The sequence below is a fragment of the Streptomyces globosus genome (genome assembly GCF_003325375.1).
In the GTDB taxonomy this organism is placed as follows: Bacteria; Actinomycetota; Actinomycetes; order Streptomycetales; family Streptomycetaceae; genus Streptomyces; species Streptomyces globosus_A.
The window spans coordinates 4,433,658-4,453,969 of sequence record NZ_CP030862.1 but is presented as its reverse complement, the minus strand read 5'-3'; the positions used below and the strand labels follow the sequence as shown (position 1 = coordinate 4,453,969).

Below are 20,312 nucleotides of genomic sequence, written 5' to 3'. Positions count from 1 at the left end.
AGCCCGGCATGTCAGGTACGCAGCAAATGGACAAGGGCGCGCCCGAACACCAGCCGCCCGGCCGCCGCGACCAGCGGGTCGAACGGCCGGCCGAGCCCCCGCACCCGCAGGTCCTCGCGCCACAGCACCTCGGCCCCGCCGCCCTCCAGGGGACGCACCTCGATCTCCGCCCACCCGAGCACCACCCGGCCGCACTTCACCAGCCGCACCATCCCCGCGCGCCCGCCCGACGGGGGCCGCCACAGCCCGACCTCCATCGGGTCGTCGAACGTGATCCGGCCCACACCGGTGCGCGCCGTGAAGCGGGTCCCGACCCCCGTCGGCGGCGGCGTCTCGACGGTCGTCCGGGTCAGCGGGACGTGCGCGCCGTGCCGCTCCCAGTCGGTGAGCCGCCGCCAGGCCTCGCCGGGCGGCAGACACGTACGGTGAACGATCCGGATACCGGGCATGAGCGCATGGTAACCGGGCATACACACCCCGAACCGGACGGCCGAAACGGGTTCCGTCCGGGGGTGGCCATCGGCAATACTCACGGCCACCGTGGATCGCGGAACCGACCGGGTGACCGCCGGCCTCCCGCGCCACACAGCGAGGAGGTGCGCCATGTGCTCCCACCAGCCCCCCTGCCCGTCCGCCGACAGCGCAGACCACGATGCCGCCCGTGTGGTGGCCTCCCACCCCGAACAGGGCTGGAGCCTGCTGTGCAACGGCCTCCTGGTCTTCGACGACACCGGCGAACTGCTCCCCGACGGCCGCGTGGTGGAACCCCGCCGCCCGGTCCTGGTCTGAGCGAGGAGGCCGCATGCGCCAACAGCTGATCCGCAAGCCCGTCCCGAAGCCCGCCCCCCGAGACCTGGACCTGCGCACGCCGTCGGGAAGACCGCTCCCGTACTGACGGGAGCCCCTCGGCAGCACCTCGGCAGCACGTCCGCCGCAGTGCCTCCGGCTCCCGCCGGCTGCCGGTCAGCCCGTGGGAGCCGCCGCGCCGCCCAGGAAGGCGCTCTCGTAGGCCGCGTCGCCGATCGCGGCCCGGGCCTGCCGCTCGCCCTGCTCGCGCAGGGCCGTCAGCGAGGGTGAGCCCATCTGCGGCCGCCCCACCGTCCGCCACCAGGCGTGCCCCGCGCCGAGCAGCCGGGCCGCGAGCTCGCCGTCTCCGAGCGCCGCCACCGCCGCCGCGAGCAGGTCCAGGCCCAGCGCGATCCCGGTGCGGTCGCCCAGCAGCCGCTTCCCCGACAGCATGGCCCGCACGTGCCGGGCGGCCTCCTCCGGGTGGCCGAGCCCGAACGCCGCGACGGCCAGGACGTAGTCCGCGTACGCCCGCAGCCAGCGCTCGTCGAGGTCGGCGCACGCCTCGCGCAGGCCGCGCGCCTCCGCGGCCGCCTCCTCGTACCGCCGCAGGTCGCACAGGGCGTACCCGGTGACCAGCCGGCACAGCAGCCGGCCCGGCCCGTCCTCCGGTCCGCCGTGCCCGGCCCGGGCCCGCGGCCCTGCCAGCTCCAGGGCCCGCCGCGGGTCGCCGGGCAGCATCACCGCCGCCGCGTACAGGTGGGCGGCCCGCAGGGCCCGCTCCGGGTCCTGCGCACCGTCCGCCAGGCGCGTGCACTCCTTGCCCAGCCGCCGTGCCGTGTCCATGTCGCCCTGGAGCAGGGCGGTCAGCCCGAGGGCCCACTGCGCCTGGGCGCGGACCGGGCCCTCGGGCGGTCCCTCCTCCAGGGCCCGCTCCAGGAAGCCGCGGCCCTCGTGGACGTGCCCGCAGGCGAACCAGAAGAACCACAGCGCCCCCGCCATCTCCAGGGCCGCCGCCGGGTCGGTGCCCAGCAGGTGCTCCAGTGCCGTCCGCAGCTGGGGGTGCTCGGCGGTCATCCTGCGGTACCAGTCGACCTGCCGCGGCCCGATCCAGCCGCGGTCGGCCGCCCGGGAGAGCGCGGCGTACCAGTGCGCGTGCCGGTCGGCGACCGACCGCACCTCGCCCAGCTCGCCCAGCCAGTCGTGGCCGTACTCGCGGATGGAGTCGAGCATCCGGTAGCGGGCCCCCGCGCCCCGCTCCTGCAGGCGCCGCACCACGGACTTGGCGACGAGTCCGGAGAGCACCCGCTCGACACGGGCCGCGGACAGCGGGCCGCCCGAGCAGACGGCGCGCGCGGCGGCCACGTCGAAGTCGCCGGTGAACACGGACAGCCGGGCCCACAGAAGCCGCTCCAGCGGCTCGCACAACTCGTGGCTCCACCCGATCGCGGTACGCATCGTGCGGTGGCGGGGCGGCCGTCCGGGCCCGCCACCGGAGTCGGCCAGCACCTCGAAGCGGTCGCCGAGGCGCTGGGCCATCCGCTCCAGCGGCCACGTCCGCAGCCGGGCCCCGGCGAGTTCCAGGGCGAGCGGGATCCCGTCGAGGCGGCGGCACACCTCGGCGGCGAGGGCCGTCCGGGCTGGGTCGTCGAAGACGGCGGCCGTGCGCGGGGAGGCGGCCAGGGCGCGGTCGCGGAAGAGGGCGAGGGCGTCGCTGTCGGAGCCCTCGCAGGGCAGCGGGGACAGCTCGACGACCTTCTCGCAGGGGCTGCCCAGCGGTTCGCGGGAGGTGACGAGGACGGTCAGGTCCGGTGCGGACTGCAGGAGTTCGCCGGCCAGGTGGCGGCAGTCGGCCACCATGTGCTCGCAGGTGTCGAGGACGAGGAGCAGCTCCTTGTCGGCCATCCAGGCGCACAGCTCCTCGTCGAGGGGGCGTGCGGAGTGGTCGGCGAGCCCCACGGCGTGGGCGACGGTCATGGTCAGCAGTGCCGGGTCGCGCAGTGGCGAGAGGTCCACCCACCAGATGCCGTCGGGGCGGGCCTGTTCGGGGTCGGAGGCGGCGCACAGGGCGAGCCGGGACTTGCCGACGCCGCCGACGCCGGTGAGCGTGACCAGCCGGCGGGTGCGCAACAGGAGGTGTAACGAGGTGAGCTCCTCCTCCCGGCCGATGAAGCCGGCGGGTTCCGGCGGGAGGTTCCCCGGTGGTGCGGAGACTGCGGGACCGGGGTCGCCGTCCGCGGAATCCGCCGGTCTGTTGTTGAACGAGTACTCTCCGAACACGGGAGTATTGTGCGTGATCTTCGCGATCCGACGTGCCGTTACGCCCGGATCGCTGTCAGCTCGCCGATGTGCCTCCGGGTCGTTCATCCCGCCAGCACGATGCGCCGGCGCTCGGAGAAGGCGCCCCAGGTGCCGTCCGGCAGCCGGGCGCGCAGCCGCAGTTCCCACACGGTGCCCGGCGGCTCGGTGACGGTGAGGCGGTGCCTCGCCTCCCGGGCCGGCACCGCACCTGCACCGAATTGGATGACGGTGACGGGCCTGCCGTTGACGTGCAGCTCGTACGCCTCGGTGGGCCGGCCGGTGCCGGGGGCCGTCCAGGCGAGGTCGACGGCGCCGGGGGAGGGGGTCGCGGTGAAGCCGGCGGGCGCGGTCTGCGGCCCCTGCTCCGCCGAGGGCGGGGTGGTCACGGCTGCGGGCGGGCCGTCGGGGGAGGAGTTGTCCGCGCCGTCGCGGGCCCGGACGGTGAAGGTGTAGGCGGTGTCCGGCTGGAGGTCCGTCAGCGGGGTGGAGGTCTCGGCGGGTCCGGCCGTGTGGATGCGGATGCCGGCCTGGTAGACGTCGTACGCAGTGACGCCGGTGTCGTCGGTGGCGGCGGACCAGCTCAGGGTGACCGTACGCGGGCCGTCGGCGCGGGCCTCGGTGCGGTCGGGCGCGGTGGGCGGCCGGCGGTCCTCGGCTGCGGCGGCGGGGGTGGCGGTGCGGGCGGCGGCGCTGGGCGCGGAGGTGTTCCCCGCGGCGTCGCGGGCCCGGACGGTGAACGTGTAGGAGGTCTGCGGGGCCAGGCCGGTGATGTCCGTCATCGTCTTCTCGGCCGGCAGGTCGCGGACGAGCCTCCCGTCCTGGAAGACCTGGTAGTTCGCCACCCCGTCGGCGGCGGCCGCGGCGTCCCACATCACGTGGACGGAGGTGGCGCTGCCGGCCTGGGCGGTGAGGCCGGCGGGGGCCGCCGGGGCGGTCGTGTCGCCGCCCGCGCACCCGGCGAGCAGGGCGGCGAGTCCGGCGGCCAGGCCGGGGCGGAGCAGGGCGGCGGTGCGGGGCACGGGCCCTCCTCGGCGGCCGTTCCTCGTAAAGGTCTAGACATATATGGCATGCGGGCGGGCGGCCGGGCAAGACCCGGACGGCCCCGGCTGCGTGCGCAGGCGGCGCGGTTGTGCCCGGTTCGTCTTCTTCTGCGCCTCTCTGGCATTATTGCGATCTCTTTGCAACAGCAGTCGATCGCAAACTGCTGGACATTCGGCAACACAGGGAAGTGCACAGCATGACGGCCCGGACAGCACGGGGAGCGGCCGCCGCGGCGCTCGCCGCCGCACTCATCGCAGGCGCGGCGGCCTGCTCCAACCCCGCCGGATCCGCCGCGGCGTCCGGGGCGGCCGACTCGGTCGTCGTCGGCATCGCCAACGAGCCGGAGACCCTCAGCCCCCTGCTCGGCTACGGCAAGGACGGCAACTCCAAGGTCTTCGACGGGCTCCTCACCCACGACGCGGACATGAAGCTGCAGCCCGCCCTCGCCGAGGCCCTCCCGGAGGTGTCCGCCGACGGCCTCACCTACACCTACCGGCTGCGCCGCGGGGTGACCTTCAGCGACGGGGCGCCCTTCTCCGCCAAGGACGTCGTCTTCACCTACCGCACGATCCTCGACGCCCGCACGAACAACGCCTCCAAGGCCGAGCTCGACGCCGTCGCCGCGGTCGAGCAGCAGGGCGAGGACACCGTCGTCTTCACCCTGAAGTACCCCTACGCCCCCTTCGCCGAGCGCACCGTCCTCCCCATCGCCCCCGAGCACATAGCCGGCCGGCAGGACGTCAACGCCGGGGACTTCTCCACCCGGCCCGTCGGCACCGGCCCGTACGTCCTCACCGGCTGGTCCAAGGGCGAGAAGCTCACCTTCAAGGCCAACCCCTCCTACTGGGGCGGCGAACCCGCCGTGAAGAAGCTCACCATGGCCGTCGTCAAGGACGACGACGTCCGCGCCACCCGCCTGCGCTCCGGCGAACTCGACGCGGCCGTCCTCCCGCCGAACCTCGCCCAGGGCTTCGCCGGCGACAAGGCCCGCACCACCCTCGCCGCCACGTCCTTCGACTACCGCAACGTCACCCTCCCCACCCACCACCCGGTCACCGGCGACCCCGCCGTCCGCCGCGCCCTCGACACCGCCGTCGACCGCAGGGCCATGGTCGACCGGCTGCTGGAGGGCGCGGGCAAGCCGGCCTACGGGCCCGTCCCCACCGACAGCCCCTGGTTCGCCGCCGGCACCGAGCGCACCCACGACCTCGGCAAGGCGAAGAAGATCCTCGACGACGCCGGCTGGAAGCCCGGCGGCGACGGCATCCGCGCCAAGGACGGCGTCCGCGCCTCCTTCCCGCTCTGGTACCTCTCCGGCGACAAGATCCGCCAGGACCACGCCCTCGCCTTCGCCTCCGACGCCAAGAAGGCCGGCATCGAGGTCAAGGCCGAGGCCGGCACATGGGAGGCCATCGAGCCGCGGATGAAGACCGACGCTGTCCTCGCCGGCGGCGGCTCCCCGGCCGACCCCGACTTCGACCAGTACCTCCTGCTCACCTCCTCCCTCGGCGGCGACGGCTTCAACAACATGGCCCGGTACGACAACAAGGCTGTCGACCGCGCCCTGGAAGAGGCCCGCCGCAGCGGCGACCCGGCCGTGCGCAAGGCCGCCTACGACACCGTCCAGCGCGAACTGGCCCAGGATCCCGGCTACGTCTTCCTCACCCACATCGACCACCTCTACGTCGTCGCCGACAGGTGGGAGGGACTCACCACCCAGGTCGAGCCGCACGACCACGGCCTCGGAGCCGGCCCCTGGTGGAACATCGAGGACTGGAAGCCGAAGCAGAAGTGACCGCCCGCCCCGGCCGCACCCCCTGGGGGCCGATGGCGCGCATGGCGGGCCGGCGGGCACTGCTCGCCGGCCCCGTCCTGCTCGCCGTCACCTTCGGCGTCTTCGCCGCCGCCGACCTGTCCCCCTTCGACCCCGTCAGGGCGTACGCCGGCACCGCCGGCCTCACCGCCCCGCAGGCCGAGCTCGACCGGCTGCGCGCCAACCTCGGCGCCGACCGCCCGCTCGTCGAGCGCTGGTGGGACTGGCTCACCTCGGCGCTCGGCGGCGACCTCGGCACCTCCGCCTCGCTGCGGCAGCCCGTCGCCGACGCCATCGCCGAGCGCGTCGGCTGGTCCGCCCTGCTCGCCGCCACCGCCTTCGCCGCCGCGCTGGCCGCCGGCACCGCCCTCGGCGTCCTCGCCGCCCGCCGCCGCGGCGGCCTCCTCGACCGGACCGCCACCGCCCTCGCCTACACCCTGCAGGCCGCTCCCGCGTTCTGGCTCGGACTGCTCGCCGTCTGGCTCTTCTCCGTCCGCTGGGGCGTGCTGCCCTCCGGCGGCCTGACGGACGCCGGCAGCGACACCGTCACCGCCGGCCAGGTCGCCCGGCACCTCGTCCTCCCCGCGCTCGTCCTCGCCCTCTCCCAACTGCCCTGGTTCTACCTGTACGTCCGCCAGGGCGTGTGCGACGCGCTCGCCGAGGACCCCGTCCGCGGCGCCCGCGCCCGCGGGCTCGGCGAGCGGCGTGTGCTGCTCGGCCACGCCCTGCGCTCCGGGCTGCTGCCGGCAATCACCCTGACCGGCTCCCGCATGCCCGAACTGATCACCGGCGCGCTGCTCGTCGAGACCGTCTTCAGCTGGCCCGGCATCGCCGCCGCCACCGTCCAGGCGGCGACCTCCGTCGACTTCCCCCTGCTCGCCGCGCTCACCGTCCTCGCGACGGCCGCCGTCCTCGCGGGCAACCTCCTCGCCGACCTCCTGCACGGACTCGCCGACCCACGGGTGGGCTTCGATGGCTGACCCGCTCACCGCCCCGGTGTGGCGCCCCGCCGGCGGCCGCCGCGGCCGGCGCCCCGGGCGGCGGGTCCCGGGGCTGCGGCTGTGGGTCTGCGCCGCCGTCGCGGCCGCAGCCGTCCTCGCCGTGCTGCTCGTCCCGCCGCTGGTCCGGCTCGACCAGCAGGCCGTGGACCTCTCCGCCCGCCTCCTCCCGCCCTCCGCCGCCCACCCCTTCGGCACCGACGACCTCGGCCGCGACCTGCTGCTGCGCTGCGTCTACGGCCTGCGGGTCTCGCTGCTCACCGGCGTCGTCGCCGCACTCGCCGCCACCGTCGTCGGCACCGCCGTCGGAGCGGCCGCCGCCGCCCTCGGCGGGTGGACCGACCGGCTCACCATGCGCGTCGTGGACGGCTTCGCCTCCGTCCCGCCCCTGCTGCTCGGCGTCTTCGCCGTGGCGCTGTTCCGGCCCGGGGTGTGGCCCGTCGTCGTGTCCGTCGCGCTCACCCACTGGCTGTCCACGGCCCGCATCGTGCGCGCCGAGGTGCTCTCCCTGAAGTCCCGGCCCTTCGTGGACGCGGCCGTCTCGGGCGGCGCCTCCCGGTGGCGGGTCACCGTACGCCACCTGGTGCCCGGGGTGCTCCCGCAGGCCGGGCTGGCCGCCGTGCTGATGGTCCCGCACGCGGTGTGGCACGAGTCCGCGCTGTCCTTCCTCGGCCTCGGCCTGCCCGCCCACCAGGCCAGCCTGGGCGGCCTCGTCCAGGCCGGGCGCGGCTCGCTGCTCGCCGGCCACTGGTGGCCCACCCTCTTCCCCGGCCTCTTCCTGATCCTGCCCACCCTCGCCGTCGCGGGTCTGGCTGCAGCCTGGCGCGAGCGCCTCGACCCGCGCCGCCGCTCGGAGCTGACGCTGTGACCGACGCTGCCCCCGCCCTCGACGTACGCGGGCTGAGCGTGCGCTTCCGGATGCCCGGAGGCCGGTACGTGGCCGCCGTCTCCGACGCCTCCTTCCGGCTCGCCCCCGGCAGCTGCCTGGCCCTGGTCGGGGAGAGCGGCTGCGGCAAGTCCGTCCTCGCCTCCGCCCTCCTCGGCCTGCTGCCCGGCAACGCCGACACCGCCGGCTCCGCCCTGCTGCCCGACGGACTGGACCTGCTCACCGCAGGAGAGGCGGTCCTCGCCCGCACCGTCCGCGGCCGCCGCATCGGCCTGGTCCCGCAGAGCCCCGCCGCCCACCTCACGCCGGTCCGCACGATCCGCTCCCACCTGGAGGAGGCCGTACGCGAACTCGCCCACCCGACCGCCGCCGCCCGGGGCCGCCGCGCCGCCCGCGAGGCCGTACGCGCCGCAGCCGAGCGGGCCGCCGAGCGGGCGGCGTTCCCCGCGAGCCACCTCGACCGCCACCCGCACGAGCTCTCCGGCGGGCTCGCCCAGCGCGCCGCGACCGCCCTCGCCCTCGTCGGCGACGCCCCCCTGCTGCTCGCCGACGAGCCGACCACCGGCCTCGACCGCGACCTCGTCCACCGCACCGCCGACGAACTGCGCGCCCACACCCGGGACGCCGGCCGCGCCCTGCTGATGATCACCCATGACCTCGCCGCGGCCCACCGCATCGCGGACACCGTCGCCGTCATGTACGCCGGCCGCATCGTCGAAACCTGCCCGGCGGACGCGTTCTTCGGCCGGCCCGGCCCCCGCCACCCGTACGCCCGCGGCCTCCTCGACGCCCTGCCCGAGCGCGCCTTCACCCCCATCCCGGGATCCCCGCCCGAACTCGGCGCCCTGCCGCCCGGCTGCGCCTTCGCCGCCCGCTGCCCGGGCGCCGACGCCCGCTGCCGCACCGAACTGCCCGCACCCGCCTCGGGGGTGGCCTGCCACCATGCTTGAACTCCGCGACATCACCGCCGGATACGAGCGGCGCCGGCCCGTCGTCGAAGGCGCCCGCCTCACCCTGCACCCCGGCGAATCCCTCGGCCTCCTCGGCCCCAGCGGCTGCGGCAAGTCCACCCTCGCCCGGGTCGCCGCCCTGCTGCACCGCCCCGACCGCGGCACCGTCACCCTCGACGGGCACACCGCGACCGGCTTCCGCCACCGGGCCCCGCGCTCTCTGCGCACCGCCGTCGGCGTCGTCTTCCAGCAGCCGCGCCTCGCCGCCGACCCCCGGATGCGGCTGCGGGACCTCGTCGCCGAACCCCTGCGCGCCACCGGACGGCGCGCCGAGGCGGCCGGCGCCGTCGCCGACCTCGCCGGGCGGGTCGGCCTCGGCGCGGACCTCCTCGACCGGCGCCCCCACGAGGTCAGCGACGGCCAGCTCCAGCGCGCCTGCCTGGCCCGCGCCCTGGTGCTGCGGCCCCGCTGGCTCGTCTGCGACGAGATGACCGCCATGCTCGACGCCTCCACGGCCGCGGCCCTGGTCGGCGTCGTCGAGGAGTACCGGGCCGACACCGGCGCCGGCCTGCTCGCCGTCGGCCACGACCCGGTCCTCCTCCGGCGCTGGTGCGACCGCACCGCCCACTGGAAGGAGATCGCCGGGCCGCACTGACCGCGGGGGCCGGCGGCGAGTGGTTCACTGGCCGCATGCCCCTGGAGAACTACGGCGTGCTGTCCGGCACCCTGCACCGCCACTTCCGCGACCGGCCCGACGACCAGGGCCGCTGGTACCACGTCCACCTGGAGGTGGACACCCCGGAAGGCCGCTATGCCTGCGCCGTCGACGTGGACAGCAAGAAGTCCGCGGTCGGCGTCCAGTGGAAGGTGTTCACCCTGCACCCCTCGGTGCTGGAGCCCGTCGACGCGCCGTCCCCCGGCTACCACGACCTGGCGCGCACCTCCGGATCGGGCGCGATCGACTACCAGCGCCACCCCGCCCTCGCCGAGCGCACCGGATGCCTCTTCGTGCGCCGCCCTCCGGGCTGGGTGCAGCGCATCCTCGACCGGATCGACCCGCCCCGCCCCTGGACCGCCGGCAGCCACCTGGAGGCCACGGCGGCGCTGGAGCCGATCCTCGTCCCCGGCCGGCCGGTCCTCGTCTTCGGCGAGCCCTTCGACGAGGGGCTCGGCATGCACAACATCCACCAGAACCAGGGCGATCCGGCCGGCAGCCAGTGGTGGGACGAGAACGGCACCTGGCAGGACGGCGCCACCATGACCCGCCGCCCCGACGGCCTCTACGACGTCTTCCTCTCCAAGTTCTCCACCCAGGCCGACACCACGGACGCCGGCGGGCACCCGGTGTAGGGCGCCCGCCGGCGGCCGGTGCTGCGGGCGGGGTCAGCCGCGCGGCGGCACGTGCTGCGGCCGGCCCCGGCCGCGCGTCAGGGAGTACCCGAACACGCCCGCCAGGGCCGCCAGTACGCCGCCCGCGGCCGTCCACACCCAGCGGTCGGACCAGCGGCCGCCCGACCAGCCGCCGTCCGGCTCGCCCACCGCGGCGGGCCGGTCCCCGCCGGCCGGGCCCGCCGCGCCGCCCTCCGCCTCGGCGGCGAGCCGGGCCGTGATACCGGGCACGAGCGGCTGGGCCAGCGCCCCGTCCACCGCGAAGGCGCCGCCCGTGTCGCGGGTCTCGGCGGAGACCTCCACCCGCACCGGCTGGCCGAGGTCCTCCTTCGCCACCTCCGCTGCCGTCAGCCGCACGTAGTAGCTGCCGGGCAGCGGGTCGTGGGCCCAGGGCTCCGCGCCGGGGCGCACCGTGCGCAGCGTGCAGGACAGCTCCACCGAGGCGGCGTCCTTCGCGGCGGTCGCGCTCTGGGCGCCGTACGTGCAGGCCTGCCGGCGGCGCAGCCCGTCGTACACGTCGATCCGCCAGGTCGAGGCGGCGTGCCGGGAGGCCGCGGGCGGCAGCTTCACCGACGCCTTGACCGTGGCGCGCTGCCCCGAGTCCAGCGGCAGCACCCAGTACAGGTAGTCGCCGGTCGACGCCTCCGCCGTGGCGCGCAGGCCCGGCTGGAGCGGCGTGGCCGTGCGGAACGCCGTACCGGCCTCGGTCGGTCCGGCGGCCCCGCCGCCCGGACTCGCGCTCGCGTTCGCGGAGGGGGAGCCGGCGGCGGCCGCGCCGGCCCCCGCGAGCAGGCCGCCCGCGGCCAGTGCCGCGGCGGTGAGCATCCGTACGGTACGCATCAGTTGGTCCTCCAGACCGAGATACGCCAGCGGGAGATCCAGCCCCACACCAGGCCCGCGAGCAGTCCGGCCACGGCCAGGACGCCGAGCAGCCACCAGCCGCGGCCGAGGCCGAAGGAGGCGGCGTCGGAGGCGCCGTCGGGGCCGTCCACCAGGTCGACCACCAGCTCGACCGGCATGCCCGGGGCGGCCTTGACGGAGGCCGGCGCGGAGAAGGAGTTGCTGACCTGGAGGCACACCGTCTCCACGGCCTGCCTGTCGTCCTCTTCCTCCGCGTCCGCCCCGCCCTTGGGATAGCGCAGCCCCGTCGAGATGACGTCGGTGCGGCCGTCGCCGGCCTCCGAGCCGCGGACGATCTCCCGCCCGTGGACGGTCACCGCGCGCAGCATGACCCCGTAGTCGTTGTTCACGGCCCGGTCCGCGGCGATGCTCACGGAGGCCCGCAGCTCCTGGCCGGGCCGGACGTCCACCTGGTACCAGCGGTGCTCGCCGAACGGCTCGCGGTCGGTGTACAGGCCCGCGCCGAGCTTCGGCGCTCCCTGGCACTGCTTCGCGCCCTGGGTCGCCACCGGGGTGACGACGGGGGTCGCGGCCCGGTCGACCAGCTGCTTGACGCGGCCCGACAGCTCGTCCGTGTGCCGGACGGAGGTGTACGTTCCGCCGGTCGCCTCGGCGATGCAGACCAGCTGCTCCCGCGTTTTCGCGTCGGGCACCAGGCCGAGGGTGTCGATCACCAGGTGGATCCCCTGGGCGGCGATGTCGCGGGCGACCTCGCAGGGGTCGAGGGGGGCGCAGGTGTCCTCGCCGTCCGTGATCAGCACGATCCGGCGGGTGGCGTTGCCGCCTTTGAGGTCCTCCGCGGCGCCGAGCAGGGCCGGGCCGATCGGGGTCCAGCCGGTGGGCGCCAGGGTCGCGACGGCCGCCTTCGCCTCCACCCGGTCGAGCTTCCCGACCGGGTAGAGCTGTCTGGTGTCCTTGCAGCCCTGCTGGCGGTCGTCCCCGGGGTAGTCGGCGCCGAGCGTGCGTATCCCGAGCCGCACCTCGTCCGGAGTGGCGTCGAGCACCTCGTTGAACGCCTGCTTGGCGGCCGCCATGCGGGACTTGCCGTCGATGTCCGTCGCCCGCATCGAGCCGCTGACGTCCAGCACCAGCTCGACCTTGGGGGAGTCCTTCGCCGCCGGCTCGCCGGCCGCCGCGCTCGCCGGGAACAGCCCGGCCGCGAGCGCGGTCAGCAGGCCGCACGCCCCTGCCGCCGCCCATTTTCTTGTGATCATCGCCGGATCGTATTGAGGATCGTGCGGCAATCCAAACCCCTGCCGCCCGCCGGCGGCCTGCGAGCCGCACGCCGCGCCCCTATCCTGGGCACAGGGGCCGAGCCGCTCGCGCGTCGGCCGGAGGCGACACCCATGAGACGACGCCATCACTTCCACATCGACCACGCCGGCCACTCCGTCAGCGCGACCGTCGAGACGGGGCACCGCGTCGAGGTGGAACTCCTGGTCGACGGCAAGGAGACCGGCCACGGCACCACCCGCGGCGACCGGCCCGTCGCCGTCCGCGTGGAACTCCCGACCGAGCCGGCGACGCCGGTGACCGTGCGCGTCACCCCCGGCCCCGGCGTCCCCCGCTGCGTCCTGGTCGCGCCGGGCGCCGACCCGATGGTGATGTCGCCGCGGCCCTACTGAAGGCCCGGCACGGCCGGCAGCGGCGCGGGGAGCGGCGACCCGCTCCCCTCGACGAGCCCGGCGACGTGCTCGGTCACCATGGCGAGGATGCCGGCTGCCGCCGCGTCGTCGCCGAGGACGAGGAAGTTCAGGGTGAGCCCGTCCGTCACGGCCGCCAGGTAGCGTGCCAGCACCGGCACCGGTACCCGCAGCTCCAGGCCGAGGGTGCCGCGCACCTCCTCGACGAGGCCCGCGTACACGTCGCGGTACAGCTCGTGCTGCCTCCTGGCGAGGTGCTCGAATCCCGGCCGGCGCAGGGCGTACTGGGTCAGCTCGTAGGTGAGCATGTGCTCGGCGGGGTGGGCGCGGACGTGGTCCCAGTACGCGGCGAAGCCCGCCTCCACCGTCTCGCGCAGGGTGGCCCGCGGGCGGATGGCCTCCTTCACCACTGCGAGGTAGTGCTCCGTGATCGTCTCGATCACCGACTCCAGCAGCGCCTCCTTGGAGTCGAAGCAGTAGTGGAAGACGCTCAGCGACACCCCGGCCTCGGCGGCGATGGAGCGGGTCGTGGTGCGGGAGACGCCGTCGCGGGCCATCGCGCGGATCGCCGCCTCGGTGAGCAGGCGGCGCCGCTCGGCCAGCGGCATGCGGGGCATGTGTGTCCTTTCCTGTCACCGCGCGGGGTGCGCGGTCCGGTGGGGCGGCCGGGCCGCATGAGCGGACCCGGCCGCCCCGGGGCCGTCAGCTGCTGTACACGCCGAGCTCGTACAGCGAGTAGCCCCACTGCGTGCCGCGGCCGAGGCCGTGGACGCGTACGTGCCGGGCGGTCACGCCGTCGAACCGGGCGGTGTCCAGGCCGCCGTCGCCGGTGGTGGTGGACCACACCGTCCGCCACCGGGCGCCGTCGTCGGACACCTCGATCCGGTACTCCCGCCCGTGGGCCCGCTCCCAGTCGAGGGTGACGCGCTTGACGAGGGCGGGCGAGCCGAGGTCCACGGCCAGCCACTGGTCGTCGCTCCAGCCGCTCGCCCAGCGGCTGGAGCGGCTGCCGTCCACGGCACGGCCGGCCGCGTAGCTGACGAACGGGTTCCATTCGGTGGAGCTCGCCGACGCGGCCGCGCCCGCGGCGAGGTTCACGCCCGCCTTGTGCCGCTCGGAGGCCCCCCAGGTACGCAGGTAGGACTCGGCGCCCTTGAACAGGTCGTCGACGACCTCCTGTCCGCCGACGATCCGGACGTCCTCGATCCAGTCGGGGACCATCCCGTAGTGCGCGGCGCCGTCGGTGTTGAGGTCCCAGGTGCGCTGCCCGGTGGTCTGCCGGTCGATGACCGAGCCGCCGTCCGTGCTGCGGAAGGGGTAGCGCACCGGGTTCGGGGTGTCCGCCCCGCGCGGCGCGGGCCAGCCGCCGACGCCGTTCATGTCGGTGCCGAAGCCGTAGCCCACGCCGTACTTCTCGCGGAGGGCGTCGGTGCGCTTGGCCTCGGCGCTGAAGCTCTCGGCGCCGTTCATGTAGCCGGTGGCGAAGCCGCCCAGCCTGTAGAGGCGCTCCAGCCAGCCCATGTCCATCCAGCTGTGCGAGGAGATGACACCGGGGTAGGACTCGGACTCCAGGATGTCGAGGGCCCGGCCGGCGGCCTTGACGCTCATGTGGTCCACTTCGAGCATCATCTTCCGCTTCATCATGCCGCGCAGCGCGTACTCGCCGAGCTCGGTCAGACCGCGGGTGTTGCAGCGGGCCTCGGCGGAGTAGGAGGGCATCGACACGCCCGCCGGGAGCTGCTTCTGCGCCGAGGGCGCCGCGGCCAGGCCGATCGGGTTGTCGTGCTGCGGGCCCGTGCACTGCTCCGTCTGCCAGAAGGTGCCCGTGGACAGGAACTGGCCCACGTTGATCGCGGTGCCGAGCGCGCCCTCGTCGAAACGGACCCCGCACAGGGCGTTGTCGAACTTGTGGCACAGGAACATGCTGCGCACGCCGAGCCGGTGCAGCTCGTCGAGGCCGCGGTCGATGTCCTCCCGGCTGCACTGGGCGATGTCCAGGATCTGCTTGCACCCGAACGGCTCCGAGGTCTCCACGCCGAGGACCACGGCGAGCTTGCCCTGCTTGACCACCTCGCGCGCCTGCTCCGAGTCGGTGACGATCCGGAACCAGCCCTTTCCGGGCCCGCCGTACATCTTGTCGACGTAGGCCTGCATGTCGTACGTCTTCTGCGCCTCCAGGCGGATGGCGGTCATCTCGTCGCAGCCGCGGTCCTTGAAGAAGTAGACCGAGCAGATGACCCCGTTGGTGACGAGGTCGTTGACGAGGACGCGCTGGCCGCCGCGCCAGGCCCGCTCGATCCACGTGTAGTAGTTCTGCTGGTGGGTCAGCGAGTCGTGCGCGGGCCAGTCCTTGAAGGTCGGCCAGCCGTTCGGGTCGTGCCTGCCGTCGCCGCCCTTGGTGATGAAGTCGAAGACGGCGAGGGTGCCGTCGGGGTAGTGCTCGGGGCAGTCCTTCAGCGCGTCGGCGATGCCCTGTTCGGAGAACGGCCGGCCGCAGATGAGGCGGCCGCCGAAGCCCTCGTTCGACATGATGTGGTCGTGTGCGTCGACGAACCCGCGCACGTTCCCCTGGGCGTCGGTGCCCTTGAAGGGCTCGCCGGTGACGTTGATCTGCGAGTCGGGTGCGGGCCGGGCGGTGGGGGCCCACCAGTCGGCGTCGGCCGAGGCGCCGGGCGCGGGGCCGAGCGACACGGCCAGCGCGGCGGCGAGGAGCAGGGCGAGCAGTGTGAGTGGTCGGCGGCGGACGGGGCGGCGTCTGGTCATGGTCACACTCGCGTCATCGGGAGTCGGCGGGGCGCGGTCGAGGACGCAGGGCCGTGTCGGAAAACCCGGCTGATTGTCATGTCCCGCGCGAAAGGTGCGTCGAGAATCCCGACTGCCGCGCGGAGAGTCAAGAGTCCGGGTCAAGCGACCTGATGAAACATCAGGTCTCCCTCCGGCGTGTATCCCTGCCGGTCCCGGCCGTGATCCCGTGCCCCGCCCCACCCCCGCCGGCCGGGGGTGGGCGGCAGCCCTCAGGCGCCGTCCTCGCCGAGCACGCCGGCGACACCGCGGGCCACACAGGCGATGCGGTCGGCGGGCAGCCCTGCGATGTTGATGCGGCCGGCCGTGGTGCCGTAGACCGCGTACCGGCTGCGCAGCCGCAGCATCTGCGGCGCGGTGAGCGGCAGCATCGAGAACATGCCCTTCTGCCGCGCGAGCACCGCCGCCTCGGCCGGCCGGCCGAGGCCCGCCAACTGCTCGGCCAGACCGGTCCGGTTGGCCTCGATGCGGGCCCGCATGCCGTCGAGCTCGGCCCGCCACAGGGCCCGCAGGCCGTCATCCTCCAGGACCGCCGCGACCACCGCCGCGCCGTGCTCCGGCGGCATCGAGTACAGGGTGCGGGCAGCGTTCTGCAGGGCCGTCTCCACGTGCCGCAGGGACGCGCGGGAGGCGCCGAGGACGATCGCGCAACCGGTGCGGTCGCTGTAGAGCCCGAAGTTCTTGGAGCAGCTCACCGCGACGAGCATCTCCGGCACCCGGTCCGCGAGCAGCCGGGTGGCCGCCAGGTCGGTCTCCAGGCCGTCGCCGAGACCGTGGTAGGCGAGGTCGACGAACGGGACCCAGCCGTTCCGGGCCGCCAGCCCGGCCAGCTCCTCCCACGCCCGCGCGGAGGGGTCCACGCCGGTCGGGTTGTGGCAGCAGCCCTGGAGCAGCACCACGTCGTCCCGCTGCGCCTGCGCCAGGTCCTGCAGCAGCCCCGCCGTGTCGGAGCGGCCCTCCGCGTCGACCCAGCGGTAGGTGCGGACCGCCAGGCCGGCGGCCTCCAGTATCGGGCGGTGGTTGACGTACGCGGGGTCGCTGATCCACACGGTCGCGCCCGGACGGGTCCGGCACACGAGGTCGGCCAGCAGCCGCAGCGCGCCGCTTCCGGCGACGGTCTGCACGGCGACCGCCCGGTCGGCCGCCCCGCCGCCCTCGCCCAGGACCATCGCCAGCATGGCCCGGTTGAACGCCGTGTTCCCCGACAGGCCGCGGTACTCCTTGGACGCGGAGCGCTCCGCCAGGCGCAGCTCCGCCTCGCGCACGGCGGCCATGACCGGCGTCGTGCCCGTGTCGTCCCGGTAGACGCCGAGGACCAGGTTGAGGCGTTCGGGCCGGGCGTCGGCGCCGTATGCCTCGGTCAGGTCCCACAGGGGGTCGACGGGCGGGGGGAGGAGGAGCTCAAGCATCTGCGGGAAACCTCGGACTGGGCTGGACGGGAGCGGGAGAGCGGGAGCGGGAGAGCGGGAGCGGGAGGGGCGGCCCGTCAGGGCCGGGAGGGCGGCGCCGCCGGCGCGGGGGCGGCCCGGCCGGCGGTGCGGTTGGCGAGGAAGACGCCCGCCGCGATGAGGGGCACGCCGACCAGCACCGCCGCCGTCGGCGACTCGCCCAGCAGCGGCACGGCGAGCAGGACCACCAGGACCGGGCTCAGGCTGCCGACGGCCGAGCTGCGCTCGGCGCCCAGCCGGCGGATCGCGAAGGCGTACAGCAGCCCGGCGCACAGCCCGACCCCGAGCCCCTGCACGACGGTGAACACGGCGATGTCGGACGCGGTCGCCGAGGCCAGGCCGCTCGGCAGCGCCCCCGTCAGGACGAGGGCGGCCAGCACGGCGAACGACGGCAGGCACAGCAGGCCGATCGAGCCGACCGGGTCGAGCGCGACCTCCTTCAGCCCGACGGTGTACAGCGCCCACAGGCCGCTGGCGGCGAGCAGAATCCCCGACCCCGCGAGGACCGACGCGTTCAGGGGGAAGACGTGGCGCCACACCAGCGCGACCACGCCGGCCGCGATCAGCAGGAGGCCGGCCGCCTGGGTGCCGCGCGGGAGGCCCCGCCCGGAGGCGGCCACGAGGGCCGCGACGAACAGCGGCACCATGCCGGGCACGATGGAGCCGACGAACGCAGCCGACGTGAGGGAGCCCCCGTACATCGCCGCGAGGAAGAACGGCACCCCGGCCCCGCAGGCGACCTTGAGCGCGACGGCGGGCCGGACGGCGGCCAGGGCGCGGCGGCGCCGCCACAGCGCGGGCGCCAGGACGGCGAGCGGGATGCCGAAGCGCAGCAGGCCGGCGTCCGCAGGCAGCAGGGTGGAGGAGCCCAGCGCGCGGGCGCTCAGCGCGAACGCCGCCCAGATGAGGACGGTCAGCGCCAGCGCCGCCATGCCCTGCGCCTGCGGGCTGAGCCCGCGCAGCCCCGCCGTACGGGCCTGCGGGGGCGCCGCGGCAGGTGCGGTGTTCACGGCGACCACAGTCGTTCCTCCAGCCTGAAGAGGGCCGTATCCGGCCACGGGGCAACGCTAGACCTTTCGCCAGGGCAGCCGATTGCCACTTCTGCCCTCCAGGCGTACGTTGAGGGCAGAATCTGCCAAGGAGGGGCCGTGGATGCCGTGGATCTGCAAATCATCAGGGAGTTGCAGGCCGACGGCCGGCTCTCGAACCAGGAGCTCGCCGACCGGGTCCGGCTCTCGCCCTCGCCCTGCCTGCGCCGGGTCCGGCGGCTGGAGGAGGCCGGACTGATCAGGGGCTACACGGCGATGGTCGACCAGGTGGCATTCGGGCTGCCGATCACCGTGTTCGTCCGGATACGGCTGGAGCGCCACACCGGCGAGGCGGTGCGGATCTTCGAGGAGCACGTCGCCGTCATCGAGCACATCCAGGACTGCTACCTGATGGCCGGAAGCAGCGACTACCTCCTGCGCGTCGTCATCGAGAGCCTGGAGGCGTACGAGGCGCTGGTGCGCCACCGCATCCACGCGATCCCCGGCATCGCCTCCATCGAGTCGAGCTTCGCCTTCGGCAGTGTGAAGCAGTCGAGGGTCTACCCGGCCCCGAAGTGACTCCGCCCCCCGCGGCGGCCGGACGGAAGGGCCGGGCCGCCCGTGCGGCGGCAGCTCCGCCCGGCCCGGCGCGCCCCCGGCAGCCGCTTCGGGCACAGGGCATCAGAAGCCGCATCCCGCAGGCTTACCGGCCCCGGCGGCGAATCCGACACGGGTGCCCCTTGAAGGATCAAAGTACGAGGGGGTTAGCATATGAGCGCCGCCTAGCTCGAAAGATAAACCTGTGACTGTCAACGAGGACTCGTTCACCAACTGGAAGAACCGCGAGGAGATCGCGGAGTCGATGATCCCGATCATCGGGAAGCTGCAGCGCGAGCGGGACGTCACCGTCCTGCTGCACAGCCGCTCCCTGGTGAACAAGTCGGTGGTCAGCATTCTCAAGACCCACCGGTTCGCCCGGCAGATCGACGGCGAGGAGCTGTCGGTCACCGAGACGATGCCGTTCCTCCAGGCCCTCTCCGCGCTCGATCTCGGCCCGTCCCAGATCGACATCGGCATGCTGGCCGCGACGTACAAGACCGACGACCGCGGCCTGTCCGTGGCCGACTTCACCGCCGAGGCCGTCGCCGGCGCCACCGGTGCGAACAAGATCGAGCGCTCCACCGGCCGGGACGTCGTCCTCTACGGCTTCGGCCGCATCGGCCGCCTCGTCGCCCGCCTCCTCATCGAGAAGGCCGGTTCGGGCAACGGCCTGCGCCTGCGCGCCATCGTCGTGCGCGGCGGAGGCGAGCGCGCTGCCGAGGACATGGTGAAGCGTGCCTCGCTGCTGCGCCGCGACTCCATCCACGGCCAGTTCCAGGGCACCATCACCGTGGACGAGGCGAACAGCACGATCATCGCCAACGGCAACGCGATCCGGGTGATCTACGCCAACGACCCCTCCGAGGTCGACTACACGGCGTACGGCATCAAGGACGCCATCCTCATCGACAACACCGGCAAGTGGCGCGACCGCGAGGGCCTCTCCAAGCACCTGCGCCCCGGCATCGACAAGGTCGTCCTGACGGCGCCGGGCAAGGGCGACGTCCCGAACATCGTCCACGGCGTCAACCAGGACATGATCAAGCCGGACGAGCGCATCCTCTCCTGCGCCTCCTGCACCACGAACGCGATCGTCCCGCCGCTGAAGGCCATGGACGACGAGTACGGTGTGCTGCGCGGCCACGTGGAGACCGTCCACTCGTTCACCAACGACCAGAACCTGCTGGACAACTACCACAAGGCCGACCGCCGCGGCCGCTCCGCGCCGCTCAACATGGTCATCACCGAGACCGGCGCCGCCTCGGCCGTCGCGAAGGCGCTGCCCGACCTCAAGGCCCCGATCACCGGCAGCTCGATCCGCGTCCCCGTCCCGGACGTCTCGATCGCCATCCTCAGCCTGCGCCTGGGCCGCGAGACCACCCGCGAGGAGGTCCTGGACTACCTGCGCAACGTCTCGCTGCACTCGCCGCTGAAGCGCCAGATCGACTTCACGACCGCGCCCGACGCCGTCTCGATGGACTTCGTCGGCTCGCGCCACGCGTCGATCATCGACGCCGGCGCCACCAAGGTCGACGGCGACAACGCGATCCTGTACCTCTGGTACGACAACGAGTTCGGCTACTCGTGCCAGGTCATCCGCGTCGTGCAGCACGTCTCCGGGGTCGAGTACCCGACCTTCCCGGCGCCGCAGGCCTGACGCCGGCGCTGCCTCCTGCAGGACGGGCGCCCGCCCCGGGAGCGACTCCCGGGGCGGGCGCCCGTTTCGT

Annotated in this window: 19 protein-coding genes; 10 read left to right on the top strand and 9 right to left on the bottom strand. The window is 74.5% G+C overall.

Features of this window, described 5'->3' with window-relative positions:
• Positions 1–11 precede the first annotated feature (11 nt).
• Positions 12–449: an SRPBCC family protein gene (locus tag C0216_RS19605; RefSeq protein ID WP_114056541.1), complete on the bottom strand. Its 438-nt coding sequence runs from the start codon at positions 447–449 to the stop codon at positions 12–14.
• A gap of 154 nt (positions 450–603) precedes the next feature.
• Between C0216_RS19605 and C0216_RS19600 the strand changes: the two genes are divergently transcribed.
• Positions 604–789: a DUF5999 family protein gene (locus tag C0216_RS19600; protein ID WP_114056540.1), complete on the top strand. Its 186-nt coding sequence runs from the start codon at positions 604–606 to the stop codon at positions 787–789.
• A gap of 174 nt (positions 790–963) precedes the next feature.
• Here the strand turns inward: C0216_RS19600 and C0216_RS19595 are convergent, their stop codons facing one another.
• Entirely contained in the window at positions 964–3,066 is a 2,103-nt protein-coding gene (locus C0216_RS19595; RefSeq protein ID WP_162793268.1) for an ATP-binding protein, read from the bottom strand.
• A gap of 83 nt (positions 3,067–3,149) precedes the next feature.
• The gene (locus C0216_RS19590) at positions 3,150–4,106 is read right to left on the bottom strand and encodes a fibronectin type III domain-containing protein (RefSeq protein ID WP_246042627.1); all 957 of its coding nucleotides are present in this window, start codon (positions 4,104–4,106) and stop codon (positions 3,150–3,152) included.
• A gap of 218 nt (positions 4,107–4,324) precedes the next feature.
• On the opposite strand from C0216_RS19590, the gene C0216_RS19585 reads away from it, so the two are divergent.
• The 6 genes from C0216_RS19585 to C0216_RS19560 are packed head-to-tail and all read left to right on the top strand — an operon-like array spanning position 4,325 to position 10,125.
• Positions 4,325–5,923 (top strand): ABC transporter substrate-binding protein, encoded by a 1,599-nt coding sequence (locus tag C0216_RS19585; RefSeq protein ID WP_114056538.1) that lies wholly within the window; start codon positions 4,325–4,327, stop codon positions 5,921–5,923.
• Positions 5,924–5,955: 32 nt separating this feature from the next.
• Positions 5,956–6,921, top strand: coding sequence for an ABC transporter permease (locus tag C0216_RS19580; protein WP_114058789.1), 966 nt, complete (start codon positions 5,956–5,958; stop codon positions 6,919–6,921).
• Positions 6,914–7,807, top strand: a complete 894-nt coding sequence (locus tag C0216_RS19575; protein ID WP_114056537.1) for an ABC transporter permease — start codon at positions 6,914–6,916, stop codon at positions 7,805–7,807. The genes C0216_RS19580 and C0216_RS19575 overlap by 8 nt, the downstream gene beginning before the upstream one ends.
• Positions 7,804–8,775 (top strand): ABC transporter ATP-binding protein, encoded by a 972-nt coding sequence (locus C0216_RS19570; RefSeq protein WP_114056536.1) that lies wholly within the window; start codon positions 7,804–7,806, stop codon positions 8,773–8,775. Before C0216_RS19575 ends, C0216_RS19570 begins: the two co-directional genes overlap by 4 nt.
• Positions 8,768–9,430, top strand: coding sequence for an ABC transporter ATP-binding protein (locus C0216_RS19565; protein WP_114056535.1), 663 nt, complete (start codon positions 8,768–8,770; stop codon positions 9,428–9,430). Before C0216_RS19570 ends, C0216_RS19565 begins: the two co-directional genes overlap by 8 nt.
• A 35-nt stretch (positions 9,431–9,465) precedes the next feature.
• Complete coding sequence (locus C0216_RS19560; protein ID WP_114056534.1) at positions 9,466–10,125, top strand: DUF2278 family protein; 660 nt, start codon at positions 9,466–9,468, stop codon at positions 10,123–10,125.
• 33 nt (positions 10,126–10,158) lie between these two features.
• Here C0216_RS19560 and C0216_RS19555 read toward each other — a convergent pair whose 3' ends face one another.
• Positions 10,159–11,004, bottom strand: coding sequence for a hypothetical protein (locus C0216_RS19555; protein ID WP_114056533.1), 846 nt, complete (start codon positions 11,002–11,004; stop codon positions 10,159–10,161).
• Complete coding sequence (locus C0216_RS19550) at positions 11,004–12,278, bottom strand: VWA domain-containing protein (protein WP_114056532.1); 1,275 nt, start codon at positions 12,276–12,278, stop codon at positions 11,004–11,006. The genes C0216_RS19555 and C0216_RS19550 overlap by 1 nt, the downstream gene beginning before the upstream one ends.
• A 132-nt stretch (positions 12,279–12,410) precedes the next feature.
• Here C0216_RS19550 and C0216_RS19545 point away from each other — a divergent pair, with 132 nt between their 5' ends.
• Positions 12,411–12,689: a hypothetical protein gene (locus C0216_RS19545; protein WP_114056531.1), complete on the top strand. Its 279-nt coding sequence runs from the start codon at positions 12,411–12,413 to the stop codon at positions 12,687–12,689.
• Here the strand turns inward: C0216_RS19545 and C0216_RS19540 are convergent.
• From C0216_RS19540 to C0216_RS19525, 4 genes are all read right to left on the bottom strand, one after another.
• Positions 12,683–13,324, bottom strand: a complete 642-nt coding sequence (locus C0216_RS19540) for a TetR/AcrR family transcriptional regulator (protein ID WP_114056530.1) — start codon at positions 13,322–13,324, stop codon at positions 12,683–12,685. The genes C0216_RS19545 and C0216_RS19540 overlap by 7 nt on opposite strands.
• A gap of 85 nt (positions 13,325–13,409) precedes the next feature.
• Entirely contained in the window at positions 13,410–15,470 is a 2,061-nt protein-coding gene (locus C0216_RS19535) for a discoidin domain-containing protein (protein ID WP_114058788.1), read from the bottom strand.
• Positions 15,471–15,721: 251 nt separating this feature from the next.
• Positions 15,722–16,918, bottom strand: a complete 1,197-nt coding sequence (locus C0216_RS19530; RefSeq protein WP_114056529.1) for an aromatic amino acid transaminase — start codon at positions 16,916–16,918, stop codon at positions 15,722–15,724.
• Between the two features lie 77 nt (positions 16,919–16,995).
• Entirely contained in the window at positions 16,996–17,967 is a 972-nt protein-coding gene (locus C0216_RS19525) for a DMT family transporter (protein ID WP_246042626.1), read from the bottom strand.
• A gap of 138 nt (positions 17,968–18,105) precedes the next feature.
• On the opposite strand from C0216_RS19525, the gene C0216_RS19520 reads away from it, so the two are divergent.
• Both C0216_RS19520 and C0216_RS19515 read left to right on the top strand, forming a co-directional pair.
• Complete coding sequence (locus C0216_RS19520) at positions 18,106–18,564, top strand: Lrp/AsnC family transcriptional regulator (RefSeq protein WP_114056528.1); 459 nt, start codon at positions 18,106–18,108, stop codon at positions 18,562–18,564.
• Positions 18,565–18,787: 223 nt separating this feature from the next.
• The gene (locus C0216_RS19515; protein ID WP_114056527.1) at positions 18,788–20,242 is read left to right on the top strand and encodes a glyceraldehyde-3-phosphate dehydrogenase; all 1,455 of its coding nucleotides are present in this window, start codon (positions 18,788–18,790) and stop codon (positions 20,240–20,242) included.
• Positions 20,243–20,312 lie beyond the last annotated feature (70 nt).